The organism is Tissierella creatinophila DSM 6911, assembly GCF_001940565.1.
Lineage (GTDB): Bacteria > Bacillota > Clostridia > Tissierellales > Tissierellaceae > Tissierella_A > Tissierella_A creatinophila.
Window position 1 is genome coordinate 14,707 of the sequence record NZ_LTDM01000059.1, and the last position, 16,365, is coordinate 31,071.

At 30.3% G+C, this 16,365-nt stretch carries 9 protein-coding genes; 8 read left to right on the plus strand and 1 reads right to left on the minus strand.

Translation table 11 applies throughout. The features are described from left to right. Positions 1–27: 27 nt before the first annotated feature. The 4 genes from TICRE_RS10735 (at position 28) to TICRE_RS10750 (ending at position 5,014) form a co-directional block, all read left to right on the plus strand. Positions 28–990: a DUF2877 domain-containing protein gene (locus TICRE_RS10735; RefSeq protein ID WP_075727941.1), complete on the plus strand. Its 963-nt coding sequence runs from the start codon at positions 28–30 to the stop codon at positions 988–990. Then, positions 971–2,506 carry an acyl-CoA synthetase FdrA gene (gene fdrA / locus TICRE_RS10740; protein WP_075727943.1) on the plus strand — a complete coding sequence of 512 codons (1,536 nt, stop codon included), beginning with the start codon at positions 971–973 and terminating at the stop codon, positions 2,504–2,506. Before TICRE_RS10735 ends, fdrA begins: the two co-directional genes overlap by 20 nt. A 17-nt stretch (positions 2,507–2,523) precedes the next feature. Continuing rightward, a complete protein-coding gene (locus TICRE_RS10745) occupies positions 2,524–3,939 on the plus strand; it encodes a YlbE family protein (RefSeq protein WP_075727945.1) in 1,416 nt (471 codons plus the stop codon). 136 nt (positions 3,940–4,075) lie between these two features. Next, entirely contained in the window at positions 4,076–5,014 is a 939-nt protein-coding gene (locus TICRE_RS10750; protein ID WP_075727947.1) for a D-2-hydroxyacid dehydrogenase, read from the plus strand. 105 nt (positions 5,015–5,119) lie between these two features. Here TICRE_RS10750 and ald read toward each other — a convergent pair whose 3' ends face one another. Then, on the minus strand, positions 5,120–6,235 hold the full coding sequence (ald, locus tag TICRE_RS10755; RefSeq protein WP_075727948.1) for an alanine dehydrogenase: 1,116 nt from the start codon (positions 6,233–6,235) through the stop codon (positions 5,120–5,122). A 203-nt stretch (positions 6,236–6,438) separates the two neighbouring features. Between ald and TICRE_RS10760 the strand changes: the two genes are divergently transcribed. The 4 genes from TICRE_RS10760 to TICRE_RS10775 all read left to right on the plus strand — a co-directional run bounded on the left by TICRE_RS10760 (position 6,439) and on the right by TICRE_RS10775 (position 16,305). Beyond that, complete coding sequence (locus TICRE_RS10760; RefSeq protein WP_075727950.1) at positions 6,439–8,316, plus strand: polysaccharide biosynthesis protein; 1,878 nt, start codon at positions 6,439–6,441, stop codon at positions 8,314–8,316. Positions 8,317–8,592: 276 nt separating this feature from the next. Further along, positions 8,593–10,197, plus strand: a complete 1,605-nt coding sequence (locus TICRE_RS10765; RefSeq protein ID WP_075727952.1) for a CTP synthase — start codon at positions 8,593–8,595, stop codon at positions 10,195–10,197. Between the two features lie 96 nt (positions 10,198–10,293). Continuing rightward, a complete protein-coding gene (locus TICRE_RS10770) occupies positions 10,294–12,954 on the plus strand; it encodes a PD-(D/E)XK nuclease family protein (RefSeq protein ID WP_233120204.1) in 2,661 nt (886 codons plus the stop codon). Beyond that, positions 12,955–16,305 (plus strand): UvrD-helicase domain-containing protein, encoded by a 3,351-nt coding sequence (locus TICRE_RS10775; protein ID WP_075727956.1) that lies wholly within the window; start codon positions 12,955–12,957, stop codon positions 16,303–16,305. Positions 16,306–16,365 lie beyond the last annotated feature (60 nt).

Genomic DNA, 16,365 nt, shown 5'->3' on the forward strand with positions numbered 1-16,365 from the left:
AGAATTAATAAAAAAGGAGGGGATAAGATGGGTACGTTGACATTTTATGCCCTTTCTTATGATAGAGGGTTTAAAAATTTAATAGATAAAAATATAAGTAATCAAGAACTCAAAGTCCATAGTATATTTAAAAGAGTTATCAACTTTATAGATATGGATAGACAAATATATAGTATATTACAAAATCATCTTGACAATGGACCATGTGCTATGAGATTACAAGTAGATAAAGATTATAATTTTACTGATTTGAATATTGAAGTAAATGATAGAGTAAATATTGAACAAGACGCACTAAAGATAGACAATAAGATGGTTATTTATCTTAAAAATACAGAACTTTGGTCACCAGATTTACTAAAAATACAAGTAAATGAAAACGATAAGATTAATTTTAGTAAAAATATCAAGCTATTTAATGAATATTTTCTTCAAAATGCAGTAGATGGTGGAAGTAAATACTTTTATATAAATACACTTATAAATTTAGAGAAAACTTATAGAGTCTCAATTATAGAAAAAGAATTAAAAAACAGAATTGAGATATTTTTGTTAAGATTAAATGAAAGCTTAGAAGAACTAAACAAGAGTATAATTTCAGTGATAGGCTTTGGCAATGGTCTTACTCCATCAGGAGATGACTTTTTAGTTGGGTTTATTACTGCTTTAAATTCTATTGAAGTAGAAAAATCCAAACTACTATTTAAAAAGATTAAATATATCTTAGAAAATACAAGCCTCTCTACCACTGATATTAGTAAAAACATGATAAAAGCTAGTATTGAAGGAAATAGTAGAGAAATTATAATAAACTTTATTAAACAAATTTTTAATGACGATAGAGACGGATTATACCACAGTATAGATGAAATGTTTTCAATAGGTTCTTCATCAGGAGTAGATTTATCTGTTGGAATAATTTTAGGACTACTATACGGTTTAGATATTTTAGAAAGTGGAGGTAAAGAGGATGCAAAATACTATAATTAGAAAAAATGAATACTTTGATTCAGTTACACTTATGTCTTTATCTAGTAAAATCCTAGGTGTAGAAGGAGTAGAAGAAGCAGTAGTTTCTATGGCAACGGATATGAATAAAGAATTATTAAGAAATGTTGGGCTTAGCACTAAAGAATCTGACAATGCAGAAAACAATGATCTTTTGATAGCTATAAAAGCAATAGATGAAAAGAGTTATAATGAGGCTTTAAAATCTATAGAAGAACTATTAAAACCAAAGAATAAAAAGAAAGCTAAAGGTGAAGTGGAAGACCCTAAGACAATTAGTGAAGCATTAGAGCAGATGGAAGATGCGAATATAGCCTTGATTTCAGTTCCAGGTCAATATGCAGCTAGAGAAGCTAGAAAAGCTTTAGAAAACGGGCTTCATGTTATGATTTTTAGCGATAATGTAACTTTAGAACAAGAACGAGAATTAAAAGAAATGGGAAGAGACAAAGGTCTTTTAGTAATGGGACCTGATTGTGGAACTGCAAGTATAAACAATATAGGACTTTGTTTTGCTAATGAAGTTAGAAAAGGAAATATAGGTATAGTTGGAGCATCTGGAACAGGACTTCAGGAAGTTATGGTTCAAATTCATAATCTTGGTGGCGGAGTATCTCAGGGAATAGGAACTGGTGGAAGAGATTTAAAAGAAGAAATTGGCGGAATAATGATGATAGAAGGATTAAAGGCTTTAAGCAATGATGACAATACTGAGATAATTGTTTTAGTTTCTAAACCACCTGCAAAAACTGTTGAAGAGAAAATATTAAAAGAAGTAAAAGCTATTAAAAAACCAGTTATCATTTGTTTTTTAGATGGGATTAAAGATGATAAAAAAGATTCAGATGTGAAGTTTGTATATAATCTCTTCGATGCAGCAAAAGAAGCTGTAAATTTAGTTGGGATAAAGACTGGAAAAGAGAAAAGTCATGAGGCTTTAAAGCTAAAGATAAGAGAAGCTAAGGAAAACTTAAAGGCAGAACAAAAATATGTAAGGGGACTATATTGTGGTGGTACTCTTTGCGCAGAAGCACTATCGGTTTTAAGGGAGAACATTCCATCTATAAAAAGTAATGTAGCTAAAGTTGAAGAAGAAAAACTTGAGGATATAAAAGAGTATTCAGGGAATATACTTCTGGATTTAGGAGAAGATCAATTTACTGTAGGAAGGCCTCATCCTATGATAGAGCCTACTTTGAGATTAGAGCATATATTAAAACAAGCAAAAGATGAAACTGTAGGAGTTATATTATTAGATTTTGAACTTGGATTTGGATCGCATGAAGATCCTGTTGGAGTAACTCTAGATACTATAAAAGAATCAAAAGAAATTGCAAAATCTAATGGTAGAGATTTAGCTTTCGTAGCATATATCTGTGGAACTGATATTGATAAACAAAACTATAATAACCAAAAAATGATGTTAGAAGATGCAGGCATAATAATAGGAGAAAGTAACTTAGAAGCAGCAAATATAGTAGCAGAAATATTATCATAAGAAGAGGAGGCTTTACTATGAGCGGGATTAATAAACTGTTTTCACAAGAATTAAAAATATTAAATATAGGGACAAGTAAATTTAAAGATGACTTGGAACTTCAAGGTCAAGATGTTCTACAATTAGACTGGGAACCAGCTGCTGGAGGAGATATAAAACTTTTAAATATAGTAGATAAACTATCTTCTAGAAAAGAGATTGAAACTGCCAATAAAGAAGCAGTTAAAAGAATGATAAATTCTCATCCAATACTTGTAGATATAGATAAAGCTATAAATGTAATTCCTGGTATGAAAGAAAATATGATACTTCACTCAGGTCCGCCTATAGAGTGGGATATGATGGCAGGGCCTATGCAAGGGGCAATAATAGGAGCTTTAATCTATGAAAAAAGAGCTAAAAATGAAGATGAGGCAAGAAAGATTGCTGCTTCAGGAGAGATCGAGTTCGCACCTTGTAATGAACACAATACGGTTGGACCTATGGCAGGAATAGTATCTCCTTCGATGCCCGTACATGTGATATATAATAAAACCTATGGAAACTACGGATATTGTACAATAAACGAAGGTCTTGGCAAGGTATTAAGATATGGTGCCTTTAATGATGAAGTTATAGAAAGACTTCGTTGGATAGAAGAAGAATTTGCTCCTACTATGAAAAAAGCTTTAAAAAATACGCAAGATGGAATAGATATAAAATCCATTATCTCCCAAGCAATCCATATGGGTGATGAGTGCCACAATAGAAATAAGGCTGCAACTAGTTTGTTTTTTAGAGAGATAGTTTCCTATGTAATAGATACAGATGTTGACACTAGTGTAATAAAAAGAGTATTAGACTTTATAAAAGAAAATGAACATTATTTCTTAAACCTTTCCATGCCATCTTGCAAAGTTGCAACTGATGCAGCTCATGGGATAGAAAACTCTACTATAGTAACCACCATGGCTAGAAATGGAGTAGAATTTGGGATAAGAGTAAGTGGACTTGGAGAAAAAGAGTGGTTTACGGCTCCAGCAAATATGATAAAGGGTTTAATGTTCCCAGGGTTTAAAGAAGATGATGCAAGTCCTGATATAGGGGATAGTTCTATCACAGAAACAATGGGTATAGGAGGATTTTCTATGGGAGCATCTCCTGCTATTGTTCAATTTGTAGGAGGAACTATAGAAGATGCGATTGGATATAGCGAGAGCATGTATAATATAACAGAAGGAGAAAATACTAACTATTCTATTCCAAATTTAAACTTTAGGGGTTCTGCTATTGGAATAGATATAATTAAGGTAATTGAAAAAGGAATTTTACCAATAATAAATACTGGTATGGCTCATAAGGTTGCTGGAATAGGGCAAGTAGGTGCAGGTCTTGTAAACCCACCAATGGAATGCTTTAAAAAGGCAATTACTGAATTTGATAGAAAGAATTAGAAAAAAATATATTTATTAAGAAAAGATAGAGAATTAGATAGCTCTATCTTTTTTGTTATTAATTTTCAGACTTTTATATGATATACTAAAATCAGAAAATATAATAAAAAAATAAGTTGTTAAAGGGGGAAAAGGTATGAAAATAGTAGTTTTAGATGGTGATAGAGTAAATCCAGGGGATATTTCTTGGGATGGATTTAGAGAACTTGGAGATTTAAAAGTATATGATATGGTATCTTTCAACCTAAAGGATAGTGATCTTATAATAGAGAAAATAGGAGATGCAGAGGCTATTCTTATAAACAAAACTCCTATAGATAGAAAGATAATAGAAGCCGCTTCAAACTTAAAATATATAGGAGTTATGGCTACAGGATATAATACTGTAGACTTAGATTCAGCAAGAGAAAATGGTGTAGTGGTTACAAATATTCCCACATATGGAACTGATGCTGTAGCTCAGATGACATTTGCACTTCTTTTAGAACTTACAAACCATGTATCACATCACAATAGTGAAGTTAAAAAGGGTAGATGGAAAGATGAACGTGAGTGGTGTTTTTGGGATAAGCCTTTGATGGAGTTAAAGGGAAAGACTATGGGAATTATTGGTTTTGGTAGAATTGGGCAAAAGGTAGGAGAGATAGCAAAGGCTTTTGATATGAAAGTTTTGTCTACGACAAGTCGTGATGATAAATTGGATGAAGTGCTTAAAAACTCAGATATAATAAGCTTAAACTGTCCACTTACAGAAAAAACCCGTGGGATTATAAATAAAGAATCAATAGCCAAGATGAAGGACGGAGTATTGATTATAAATACAGCTAGGGGTGCTCTTATTGTGGAAAAAGATTTAAAAGAAGCACTAGATAGTGGGAAAGTAGGAGGAGCTGGAGTAGATACAGTATCTTTTGAACCTATAAAAGATGACAACCCACTACTTTCTTCAAAAAATATAATTATAACACCACATATATCTTGGGCTCCAATTGAAACACGTGCTAGGCTTATGGATATAGCAGTAGATAATTTTAGAAATTTCTTAGATGGTAAAATAGTAAATCAGGTTAATTAATCACTCCAATAAAACCGTTGAACATAGAAGAAACTTTTACTAATCTGATGTATGCAAAAAATACACCTTAAAGTTAGAATATAATAACTTTAAGGTGTATTTTATTTAAATTAACTCTTCTAATGGTTTATATTCCATATCAAAGGCATCTGAAACACCTTTATAAGTTATAAATCCATCTATAACATTTGCTCCTTTAGCTAATGAAGCATCCTTATTTAGGGCTTCCTTCCAGCCCATATTTGCTATTTTTAAAGCATAAGGAAGTGTTACATTTGTAAGTGCAAGTGTTGAAGTTTGAGGCACAGCCCCTGGTATATTTGCAACTGCATAGTGAATTATATCATGCTTTACAAAGATAGGATTATCATGAGTTGTAGCAGCTTCTATAGTTTCAACACAACCCCCTTGATCGATTGCAACATCAACTATAACGCTTCCCTTTTCCATATTTTTTACCATTTCTTCAGTTACAAGCTTTGGAGCTTTAGCTCCTGGTATAAGAACTGCTCCTACTACTAAATCGGCAGATTCTACAGCTTTAGTCATATTATAATTGTTAGAATAAAGGGTTTCAATTCTTCCCATAAAAACTTCTCCAAGATAGGTAAGTCTATTCATATCAACATCTAGTACTGTAACTCTAGCCCCAAGACCTACAGCACGTCTTATAGCTCCAGTTCCAACTATACCTCCTCCTACAACTACTACATGAGCTGGAGGAACTCCTGGTACTCCATCTATAAGTTTACCCTTACCTCCACGAGTTTTCTCTAGATAGATAGAACCTTGTTGAACTGCCATTCTTCCAGCAACTTCACTCATAGGTGTCAAAAGAGGAAGTGATCTATTTGGAAGCTGAACTGTTTCATAAGCTATGGCAGTAGTCTTTGCTGCTATAAGAGCTTTTGTAAGTTCTAATTCATTTGCAAGATGAAGATAAGTAAAGAGAATGAGATCTTCTCTAAAATATTTATATTCTTCTTTTAAAGGTTCTTTTACTTTTAAAACCATATTTGATTTATTCCACACATCTGAAGCCTTATCTAAAACTTCTGCTCCGAATTTTTTATATTCTTCATCTGAAAATCCTGCTCCTAAACCTGCACCAGTTTCTATAAATATAGTGTGTCCTGCTCTTTTAAATGCATCAACGCCTGCGGGTGTTAAAGAAACTCTATTTTCTTGAGATTTTATTTCCTTTGGAACTCCAATTATCATTAATTATTCCTCCTTCTTATACTATAAGTATATTCTACCATGAAATAAAAGTATTTTCACTATTTTTAATATTAATACTTCCTTTGTGATAAGCTATCTTTATAGTGAAATAAAAATATTATTACCCATTAATCCCAAATAATAAATAATTATGATATAATAAAAAAAGAAGTTAATAGATCACGAGAAAGAAGGATTTTAAAATGGATAATAAACCAACAAAGATAAAGCTTATATTAGAAGATATACTTCTTATAAATCTATCTTATATATTAGCATTGTATATAAGATTTGATACGATTAACCATCCCAGATTTGCAATATATTTTGAATTATATATAAAAACAGCTATTTTCATAACTATAGCAAAACTTGTAGTATTTAATCTTTTTAATATGTATAATACCTTATGGAAATATGCAAGTATTAAAGAGCTTAAAAACATAGTGCTGGCGGTATTTCTATCAAATGCAATCGTAATAAGTTTTCTATTTATAAGTGGAAACAATCTCCCTAGATCAGTTTATGTTATAGTTCCACTTCTTGAAATGTTTTTAATAGGTGGAATAAGATTTAGCTATAGAACATTTAGTAAAAACAATATACTTAGAAGATTTAAAGCTAAAAATAGAAAGAGGATTCTTATAATAGGAGCAGGGGATGCGGGGGCTATGGTTATTCGTGAATTTAGAAATCATGAGAAGTTAAACTCAGAACCAATAGCCATTATAGATGATGATAAGAGCAAAAAAGGCAGTGTTATAAATGGTATAAAAGTAGTCGGAGGAAGAGATGATATAATCAATGTATCCAAAGAATACAGAATAGATGAAATTATAATTGCCATGCCTTCAGCTTCAAAAGCTGAAATAAAAGAAATTCTAGATATATGTAAGGAAACCAGGTGCAAACTTAAAATGTTACCCGGCATTTATGAGTTGATAGATGAAAAGGTAAGTATAAAAGAGATAAGAGATGTAGAGATATCAGATGTACTAGGAAGAGAAGAGATAAGGGTAGATTTAGAGAAGATAAGTTCTTATATAACAGATAAAACTGTTATGATAACAGGTGCTGGAGGGTCTATAGGTTCTGAACTCTGTAGGCAAATGGTAGGGTTTAAGCCTAAAAGACTAGTGCTATTAGATATTTATGAAAACAGTGTTTATGATGTTCAAATGGAACTAAATAGAAACTATCCTGATTTAAACTTAAAAGTATATATAGGTTCTATAAGAGATAAAGCTAGGCTTGAAGAAATCTTTCTCATAGAAAAACCTCAGGTAGTATTCCATGCAGCAGCTCATAAACATGTTCCTCTTATGGAAGATAGTCCAAAAGAAGCTATAAAAAACAATGTATTTGGGACACTGAATTTAGCAGAGCTTTCAGATAAGTACTCTCTTGAAAGATTTGTAATGATATCTACTGACAAGGCAGTAAATCCAACAAATATAATGGGAGCTAGTAAAAGGCTTTGTGAGATGATAATTCAATCTATAAATGTACATTCTAAAACTGAATTTGTAGCTGTAAGATTTGGAAATGTACTTGGTAGCAACGGCAGTGTAATCCCACTATTTAAAAAGCAAATAGAAGAGGGTGGCCCTGTAACTGTTACCCATCCAGATATAATAAGGTATTTTATGACTATCCCTGAAGCAGTTCAACTTGTAATACAAGCAGGTTCCATGGCAAAGGGTGGAGAAATATTTATACTAGATATGGGAGAACCTGTAAAGATAATAGACCTTGCAAGAGATGTTATAAGACTTTCAGGATTTGAACCAGATATAGATATGCCTATTAAAATAACTGGACTTAGACCTGGTGAAAAACTATTAGAAGAGTTGTTATTAGAAGAAGAGGGATTAACAAATACTTCTCATAATAAAATATTTGTAGCAAAACCTACATTTACAGATTATAGATTACTTTTGAAATCTTTAGATGGACTTAAGGCTTTGATAAAAGATGGAGATGTAGAAAAGGTTAGAGAACAAGTAAAGATGATAGTTCCAACCTATAAAGATAATAGAGTGGTAAATAAGGAAATAGAAGAAAAGAGAAAAAACAGTTAAGTAAAGACCCTCAAGTTTTCTTGAGGGTCTTTATTTAAAAACCTACCTAAGCGACATAATTCCTGTAACTATTGGAGCTAAAGCTGACAGGATGAAAATTGCAGCTAAAAAGATAGCCATTTTTCGTTTCATTTTCGCACCACCTCGTTTAAAATGATAGTTTAATTATATTATATTTAGGGAAAATTACAAGTAGAATGATTAAAAAATATTTGACTAGTTAAACTTAATAATATAAAATTATATAGTTAATGTAAGAGAAAGGGAGAGAAAAAGATGCCAACTAAGTATATATTTGTAACTGGAGGAGTTGTATCATCTCTAGGAAAAGGTATAACAGCAGCAAGCCTTGGACAACTTTTAAAAAGTAGAGGTTTAAAGGTAACAATACAAAAATTTGATCCATATATAAACGTAGATCCAAGAAATATGAGTCCTTATCAACATGGAGAAGTTTTTATTACAGATGACGGAGCTGAAACAGATTTAGACCTTGGTCATTATGAAAGATTTATAGATGTAAATTTAAATAAAAACAGTAATGTAACTGCTGGAAAAGTATATTGGGCTGTTTTAAATAAAGAGAGAAATGGAGAATATGACGGAAAAACTGTTCAAGTAATTCCTCATATCACTAACGAAATATCTGAGAGAATGATTAGGGCATCTAAAGAGGGAGAAATAGATGTAGTAATAACTGAAATAGGAGGAACAGTAGGAGATATCGAATCACTTCCTTTTATGGAAGCTATAAGACAGATAAAGTATGTAGTAGGAAAAGAAAATGTGATGTATTTGCATGTAACTTTAATACCATATTTAAAAAAGGCTGGGGAATTAAAGACTAAACCAACTCAGCATAGTGTTAAGGAACTAAGGGGCATTGGTATTCAGCCAGATATATTGATATGCAGAACTGAAATGCCACTTGAAAAACATATAAAAGAGAAACTAGCTCTTTTTACAGATCTAGATCCTTCTGAAGTTATAGAAAATATGGATGCGGATTCACTTTATGAAATACCTTTAATGCTTGAAAAACAAGGACTTTCAAAACTTGTAATAGATCATTTAGGGCTTGAAACTAAAGAGCTAGACCTTACTCATTGGTATGATTTAATAGAAAAAGTAAAAAACATAAAAGGTGAAGTTAATATTGCCCTAATAGGAAAATATGTAGAACTTAGAGATGCCTATATTTCAGTAGTAGAGGCACTAAATCATGGTGGCATTGAAAATGGAGTAGATATAAAGATAAAATGGATACAAGCAAGAGATTTAGATGGTGAAAACTGTAAGACTCTTTTAGAAGGTATGGATGGAATACTTATCCCTGGAGGATTTGATGATAGAGGAGTAGAAGGAAAACTTGTAGCTATTAGATATGCTAAAGAAAACAAAGTTCCTTATTTTGGGATTTCTCTTGGTATGCAGCTTGCAGTTATTGACCATGCTAGAAATGTACTTGGACTTAAAGGAGCAGATAGTACTGAATGGAATGAAAAAGTAGAACATCCAGTAATAGATTTAAGACCAGAGCAACCTGATTTAGATCTTCAAAATGGAGAGATAAGACTTGGACTATATCCTTGTAAGCTAAAGGATGGAACATTAGCACAAAAGATATATGATGATGAATTGATATATGAAAGACATATGAATAGATATGAAGTAAACAATGAATATAAAGATAGACTAGTTCAAAGTGGGATGATAGTTTCTGGAATTTCTCCTGATGAAAGATTAACTGAAATAATAGAGTTAAAAGATCATCCTTGGTTTGTAGGAGTAAACTTTCATCCAGAATTCAAATCAAGACCAACGCATGCTCATCCTCTATTTAGAGAATTTATAAAAGCAGCAATAGATAATAGAAAGTAGATATAAAACCTAAGCTTAAGATGGCTTAGGTTTTTTTATATAGAAAAAAGGGTTAAAAAATGATAAAGTAGTGGAGAGGTGAGACGTGTGAGAGAGATGGAAATTTGGGAGTTTGCTAGTGAATATATATTGGAGGAAAAACTCTTTATTGTACCAACTAGAGCTATAGGTGTTTTAATGATAGAGCATATGGCTAAAGGGGGGAAGAGTGCTTTAAACTTAAACCCAGTTACAATAAAAAAACTTAGTCAAGATATATGTCAAATGTATATAGAAGAAAATGATATTTTAGTTATAGATGATATACTTGGAAAGAGTATAGTATTAGATTGTTTAAAGAGTTTAAATCAAGAGAGCGATGAATTTTTCTTTAAAGAAAACCTAATAGATGAAAAGACAGCAGAGGAAGTATATAGCGTTATAATAGAATTAAAGTTAAAGAAGATAGATGATTTTCCTAAGGAAAAAGATTTAGATAAAATCTATAAAAGATATACTTTAAAACTAGATAGATTAAATGCTATGGATTACTGCGATATACTCTTAAAAGCTAGAGAAGTTAAGGAATTATCATCTTTTAAAGATAAAACAATAGCAGTAGCTAGCAATATTGAGTTTCATGATTTGGAGAGAGAACTCTTTAGTCAGCTAAATCAAAATGCAATAAAGATAAAGATGCCCGTAAAGAAACTTATAGATTCACCTAAAGAATACTTTTTTAAAGAAAGTGTTGAGTCTATAGACCGAGATAAAAAAGTATGCTTTTTTAATCAGTTTGGCATTAGAAATGAAATAAAATATATTATAGATGATATATATGTAAAAAGCATACCGTTAGATGAGGTTGTCATAGCTTATACGGATCAAAAATATGTAGAATGGATAAATCTAGAGTTCCAAAAGGAAGACCTTGGAATAAGTTTTGCAGATGGTTTAGATATACTTACAAGTACTACATATAGATTTATAAAGACAATATGTGATTTTGCCAAAAATTATTACAATATATGGGAACTAAGACCTATGTTTTTTAATGGAAGCTTAAATGTAGAAACTGGACTAGAAAAAGATGATGAAACAATAACTAGTAATGATATTTATGAAGAATTAGTTAAATGTAAAGTATTTTATGGTAGAGAAAACTATGAAAGATTAAACTTTATCTCCCCAGAACTAGATGATAAGGCAAAGGTTAAAAGAAAATGGATAAGAGAGTTTTTTAATAGTATTATGTTTACACTTCCAGAAGGAAATGTAGAATTTAGAGAATACATAAAAAGACTATCCATCTTAATAAAAAAATATGTAAAGATTCCAGATTCTTCTAAGGCTAATTCTTATGATAAAACTTCTATGAAAGCTATATTAGAAACTTTAAAGCGAATGGAAAAAATTCCTTTAGAAATAGAACCAGATAGATACTTTGATATAGTTTTATCTTATATAGAAGAAATAAATACAAATAGAAGTGGTGCTAGGCCTTCAAAAGCATTTGCATGTAAATACAATATAGCAGCGTATACAGGTAGAAAACATCTTTATCTTATAGGATTAGATAGTAGCTCTTTAGATAGCAAAATAGTAGAGTCAGCTATACTACTTGACAATATAAGACGAGATATATCACCTAGTCTATCATTTTCTAAAGAAAACTATAGATATAAAAAATATAAGATAAGAGAAGCACTAACAGCTAGTTTTACAAATATAAGTATAGGATATTCAAATTTTGATATGGTAGATATAAAGGCAAAGACCCCTTCAAAGATTTATACAGAATTAAAAGAAGAATATGGACATGTAGAACCTTGCAAAGCTATTGATAGAAAACTTATGTCAAAAGACCTTATCTTTTCAGGTACATCTATAGAAACTCTTGGTCAATGTTCTAGAAAACTATATTTTAAAAATAGACTTTTCTTAAAAGAAAAAGAAGATATAGAGATAGATCTAGATAGATGGCTAGATGCATTAACTAAGGGTAATTTAGTTCATGAAATTTTAAATCTTTATTTTGACTTACCAAAAGAAGATAGAGATGAAGAAATACTATCAAAGCTAATAGAAGAGAGAGTGGAGAAAGTAGCAAAGGAAATTCCATATATACTAAAAGAAGTTTACAATAGAGAAAAAGAAGAGATAAAAGTCTACTGTAAGAAAATTTTAGAAAGAGAACAAAATAGCCAGTTAGAAGTATTTATAAATGAACTATCCTTTGGAAGAAATAAAACAAATCGAATATTTGGTCCCTTAAAAACACAGGAAATTACAATAGGAGATTTAAATTTAACGATATCAGGTGCTATAGATAGGGTTGATATAGATAAAAAAGGAAAGTGGTTTAAAATAGTAGATTATAAGACTGGGAACTTAGCAAACTTTGATAAAAGGCTTAGAAAATCAGAAGGTAGAGGCAAAAACAAAACCTATGACTATAGTGAAGGTCAAAAGTTTCAATTTTTCATCTATAAAAAAGCTTTAGAAAATATAATAAAAGAAAAGGATGAGTATAAAGATTTCTCAGTAAAGAGTTTTTCATATGAATTTGAAGATGACTCTATAGATTTAATATTTGATGAAGAATTTATAAACAAAATAGAAAATAGGATAAACGATCTTTTAAATATAGATATATTTCAAAATGATAAAAAAATTGTTTATAATAATACCGATTCCCTAACTTGTAAATACTGTGAATTTAAAAATATATGTAAAACCGACAATATAAAAACAGAAGAAGAGGAGGTGGATTATTAGATGGAACATCTTATAAAAGATGAAATAGACAAGAGAGAGAAGATAGTAAAGAACTTCAATACTAACTATCTACTAGAAGCTGGTGCTGGTGCTGGAAAAACTACTATCATAGTAGAGAGAGTTATAAACCATATAATAGATGGCAGTGTAAATCCTAGAAATATCGTAGCTATAACATTTACTAAAGCCGCCTCACTAGAGCTTGCCCAAAGAATACAAAGAAAAGCTTCTGATTATCTTTCCAAAGAAGAATACTTTTTTGCTAAAGAAAGACTAGAAAGAGTAGAAGAAATATTTACAGGAACTATTCATTCCTTTTGCGAACTTCTTTTAAGAGAGATGCCATTTGAAGCTGGTCTTACTCCTGGTTATGAAATAGTAGAGGCGAGTGAAAAGTTCTATGAAAAGATCTGGTATGAGTTTTTAAGAGAGTTTGAAGAGAGATATAAAGAAGATATAAAAAATCTAAATAGATTTAATATTGACTATAGAGAGTTAAAACAAAGTGCCTTTATAGCTATGGATAATCCAGATATAACCTTCGTTGGTTTTAAAGATAAACTGGAGTTTAAATCAGTAGAAGAAAAGTTTGAAAGAATAGATACAAATGTCTTAGATGCTTCTCTTATAAAGACAGGTTCAAACCTTGGAAAATTATGTATAAGTATTATAGAAGATAAAAGAAATCTAGAGGATTATATAGATATAATTTTAATAGAAGGTCCTAAGATATCTGAAGGCGAAGACTTAGCTCTCAAATTTATTTATAAAAAGCATTTACAAAGTGATGGAGTAGAGAAAATAGTAGATTTTATAGAAATCTTATTATCTATATATAAAGATTTAAATGCTATTATTTACAATATGTGTACAAGTTTTATAAACCGAGTAGTAGATTATAAAGATAAAAGATACACTAATAGCCTTACATTTAATGATTTACTCTTTAGAGCATCCAATCTTATAAAAACTTCTTCAAAAGCTAGGACTCATTTTAAAAATAAATTTAAATGTTTTTATATAGACGAAGCACAAGATACTGATCCTATGCAGGCAGAGCTGCTACTTCTCCTAAGTCATGATGGAGATATAGAAGAGTTAAATTCTCTAGAAGAGGTAAAACCTCGTGATGGTTCACTCTTTATAGTTGGGGACCCCAAGCAATCTATATATAGATTTAGAAGAGCCGATATAACTATCTATGAAAGTGTGAAGAAAACAATAGCCTCTCATGGTGAAGTAGTTTATTTAGATATAAACTTTAGATCAACAAACTCTATATGTAGCTGGGTAGAAAAAAACTTTAAAGATAGAAAGGATGGATTTGCATTTGCAAAAAAGGCTACCAAAGTACAAGCAGGTTTTGAAAAGATACTTAGCCTTTGGAGCGATGATGAGAAAGAGATAGATGAAGAAAAAAACAAACTCTCTGGAGTATATGGCTACAAGTTCTCTGAAGATATGGGAATTAAAGAAGAGGAGTATGTAGCAGCTATAGTTAAAGATATTATAGATACAAGATTTATAGAGGAAAAAATTGGAAGAGACAAGATTGAAACTAGAAAGATAGAAAACAAAGATATAATGATTCTAACTAAGAGCAACGAAGAAACTGGAAGATACCTAGATGCACTTAAAGCTAAGAATGTACCAGCACTTTTAGCAGGAGAAAAAAAGCTTGGGGACACTCGTGAAGTGTTTAATTTATATTTACTAATAGACTTTATAATATATTATAAAGATGAAATAAAGCTTATAGCAGCTCTTCGAAATAGTTTTTATTTGGAACTTGAAACTATAAATTATCTATTGAAATTAGAAAGACAAGAAAAGATATTATTTAATGAAGAAAAAATCAAAGTTATAAAACATCCTCATTTAAAAGAAATATTAGTTTATCTAAGTGAAATATTTGTAGATTCAAAAGCGTTAACACCTATTACATTTATAGAATTACTTATAAAGAATAAGATGGGAATTTACGATTGTTATAGGGAATATACTGAAATAGAAAAAAGAGATGCAGATACTTCCTTAGTTCAAACACTAGAGATCTTAAAGTCAAAAAAACCTATAAGTCTCTATGGAGTAAAAGAGGAGTTAGAAGATATAATAGAAAAAAAGGTAAACTATGAACTGCCTTTAGATCTTAACTTTGCACAAAATGCGGTAAGAATAATGAATATACATAAAGCAAAAGGATTAGAGTCTAGCATTGTAATCTTAGCTGGAGCAGATAAAAAAAGAACCCTTGGGGGAGATAGCCACTATGTTGAAAAGATAGGCAATAAAACAAAGGGCTATATAGTTTATAAGAAAAATCTTTTAGTAAATTGTCCAGATGAAGATAATAAAAAGTCAAGAGAAAGAGAATTTAAAGAAGCAGAACTAGATAGACTTATCTATGTAGCTGCAACCCGTACAAAATCAGTTCTAATAACACCTTCTATTATAGACGAAAAATTCTTTTTACAACCTCTTTCAAATGACTTTTCATCTATAATAGATGCTAAAAACATAGAAATTACAAAACAAGATGAAGCTTCTAGTTTTAGGAAACTAGAAGAGATCAAGATTACAAATAGCCTTATAAAAAGAAATCAAATATCTAAGCCAAGTTATTTAAAATTAAGACCTTCTAGTTTAGATGAATTTAAAACTTATGATAGAGAAATAGAACTACTTGAAGATAAACATACTCCAAGAGGAATTGTATATGGAGTTATAGTTCATAGAGTCTTTGAAATAATATTGAAAAATAAATTGGACATAGAAGCTATATCTCAAATAGAAATAAACTATGCTATAAAAACTTCTATAAAAGAAAACATAGAAACTTTAGAACTAGATAATGATACTTTGGAGGGACTCTATCCTAACAATACCTTCAATCTAGAAGATATAAAAGAGCGTGAAAATATAATAAAAGATTTAGAGATCTATCTAGTTACAAACTTAAAAAGTGTAGTAGATTCATTTTTAAACAATAAGGATATAGTAGAGTTGTTTTCTAATGCCAAGAGGATATTTACAGAATTTCCATTTACAGCTTCTATGGATACTTCTATACTAAATAAAAATCAAAACGAAAAAGTAATAGTAAATGGATTTATAGACCTTTTAATCCAGAACAAGGATGGTAGTTTTGTAATAATAGATTATAAAACAGATATAGTTTCAAATGAATTTTGCCAAGAAACATTCACATCTAGATATATAAACCAATTAGAAGTTTATAAAAAAGTGCTAGAAGAAGTTTTAAAAGCACAAGAAGCGATTGTAGATAGATTATTAATTTATTCTACTTGCTTAGAAAGAATAGTCTCTTTAAAAGAAACCTCTTTAGCATAGATAAAAGATTATAAAAATCCAGCTAGACTATTTATAATTTTAAAGATATGGTATAATAAT

Excerpts from the sequence above, each read along its gene's own strand:
- TICRE_RS10775 (WP_075727956.1), top strand. The coding sequence starts at position 12,955 with ATGGAACATCTTATAAAAGATGAAATAGACAAGAGAGAGAAGATAGTA.
- TICRE_RS10750 (WP_075727947.1), top strand. The coding sequence starts at position 4,076 with ATGAAAATAGTAGTTTTAGATGGTGATAGAGTAAATCCAGGGGATATT.
- TICRE_RS10745 (WP_075727945.1), top strand. The coding sequence starts at position 2,524 with ATGAGCGGGATTAATAAACTGTTTTCACAAGAATTAAAAATATTAAAT.
- TICRE_RS10770 (WP_233120204.1), top strand. The coding sequence starts at position 10,294 with ATGGAAATTTGGGAGTTTGCTAGTGAATATATATTGGAGGAAAAACTC.
- fdrA (WP_075727943.1), top strand. The coding sequence starts at position 971 with ATGCAAAATACTATAATTAGAAAAAATGAATACTTTGATTCAGTTACA.
- TICRE_RS10765 (WP_075727952.1), top strand. The coding sequence starts at position 8,593 with ATGCCAACTAAGTATATATTTGTAACTGGAGGAGTTGTATCATCTCTA.
- ald (WP_075727948.1), bottom strand. The coding sequence starts at position 6,235 with ATGATAATTGGAGTTCCAAAGGAAATAAAATCTCAAGAAAATAGAGTT.
- TICRE_RS10760 (WP_075727950.1), top strand. The coding sequence starts at position 6,439 with ATGGATAATAAACCAACAAAGATAAAGCTTATATTAGAAGATATACTT.
- TICRE_RS10735 (WP_075727941.1), top strand. The coding sequence starts at position 28 with ATGGGTACGTTGACATTTTATGCCCTTTCTTATGATAGAGGGTTTAAA.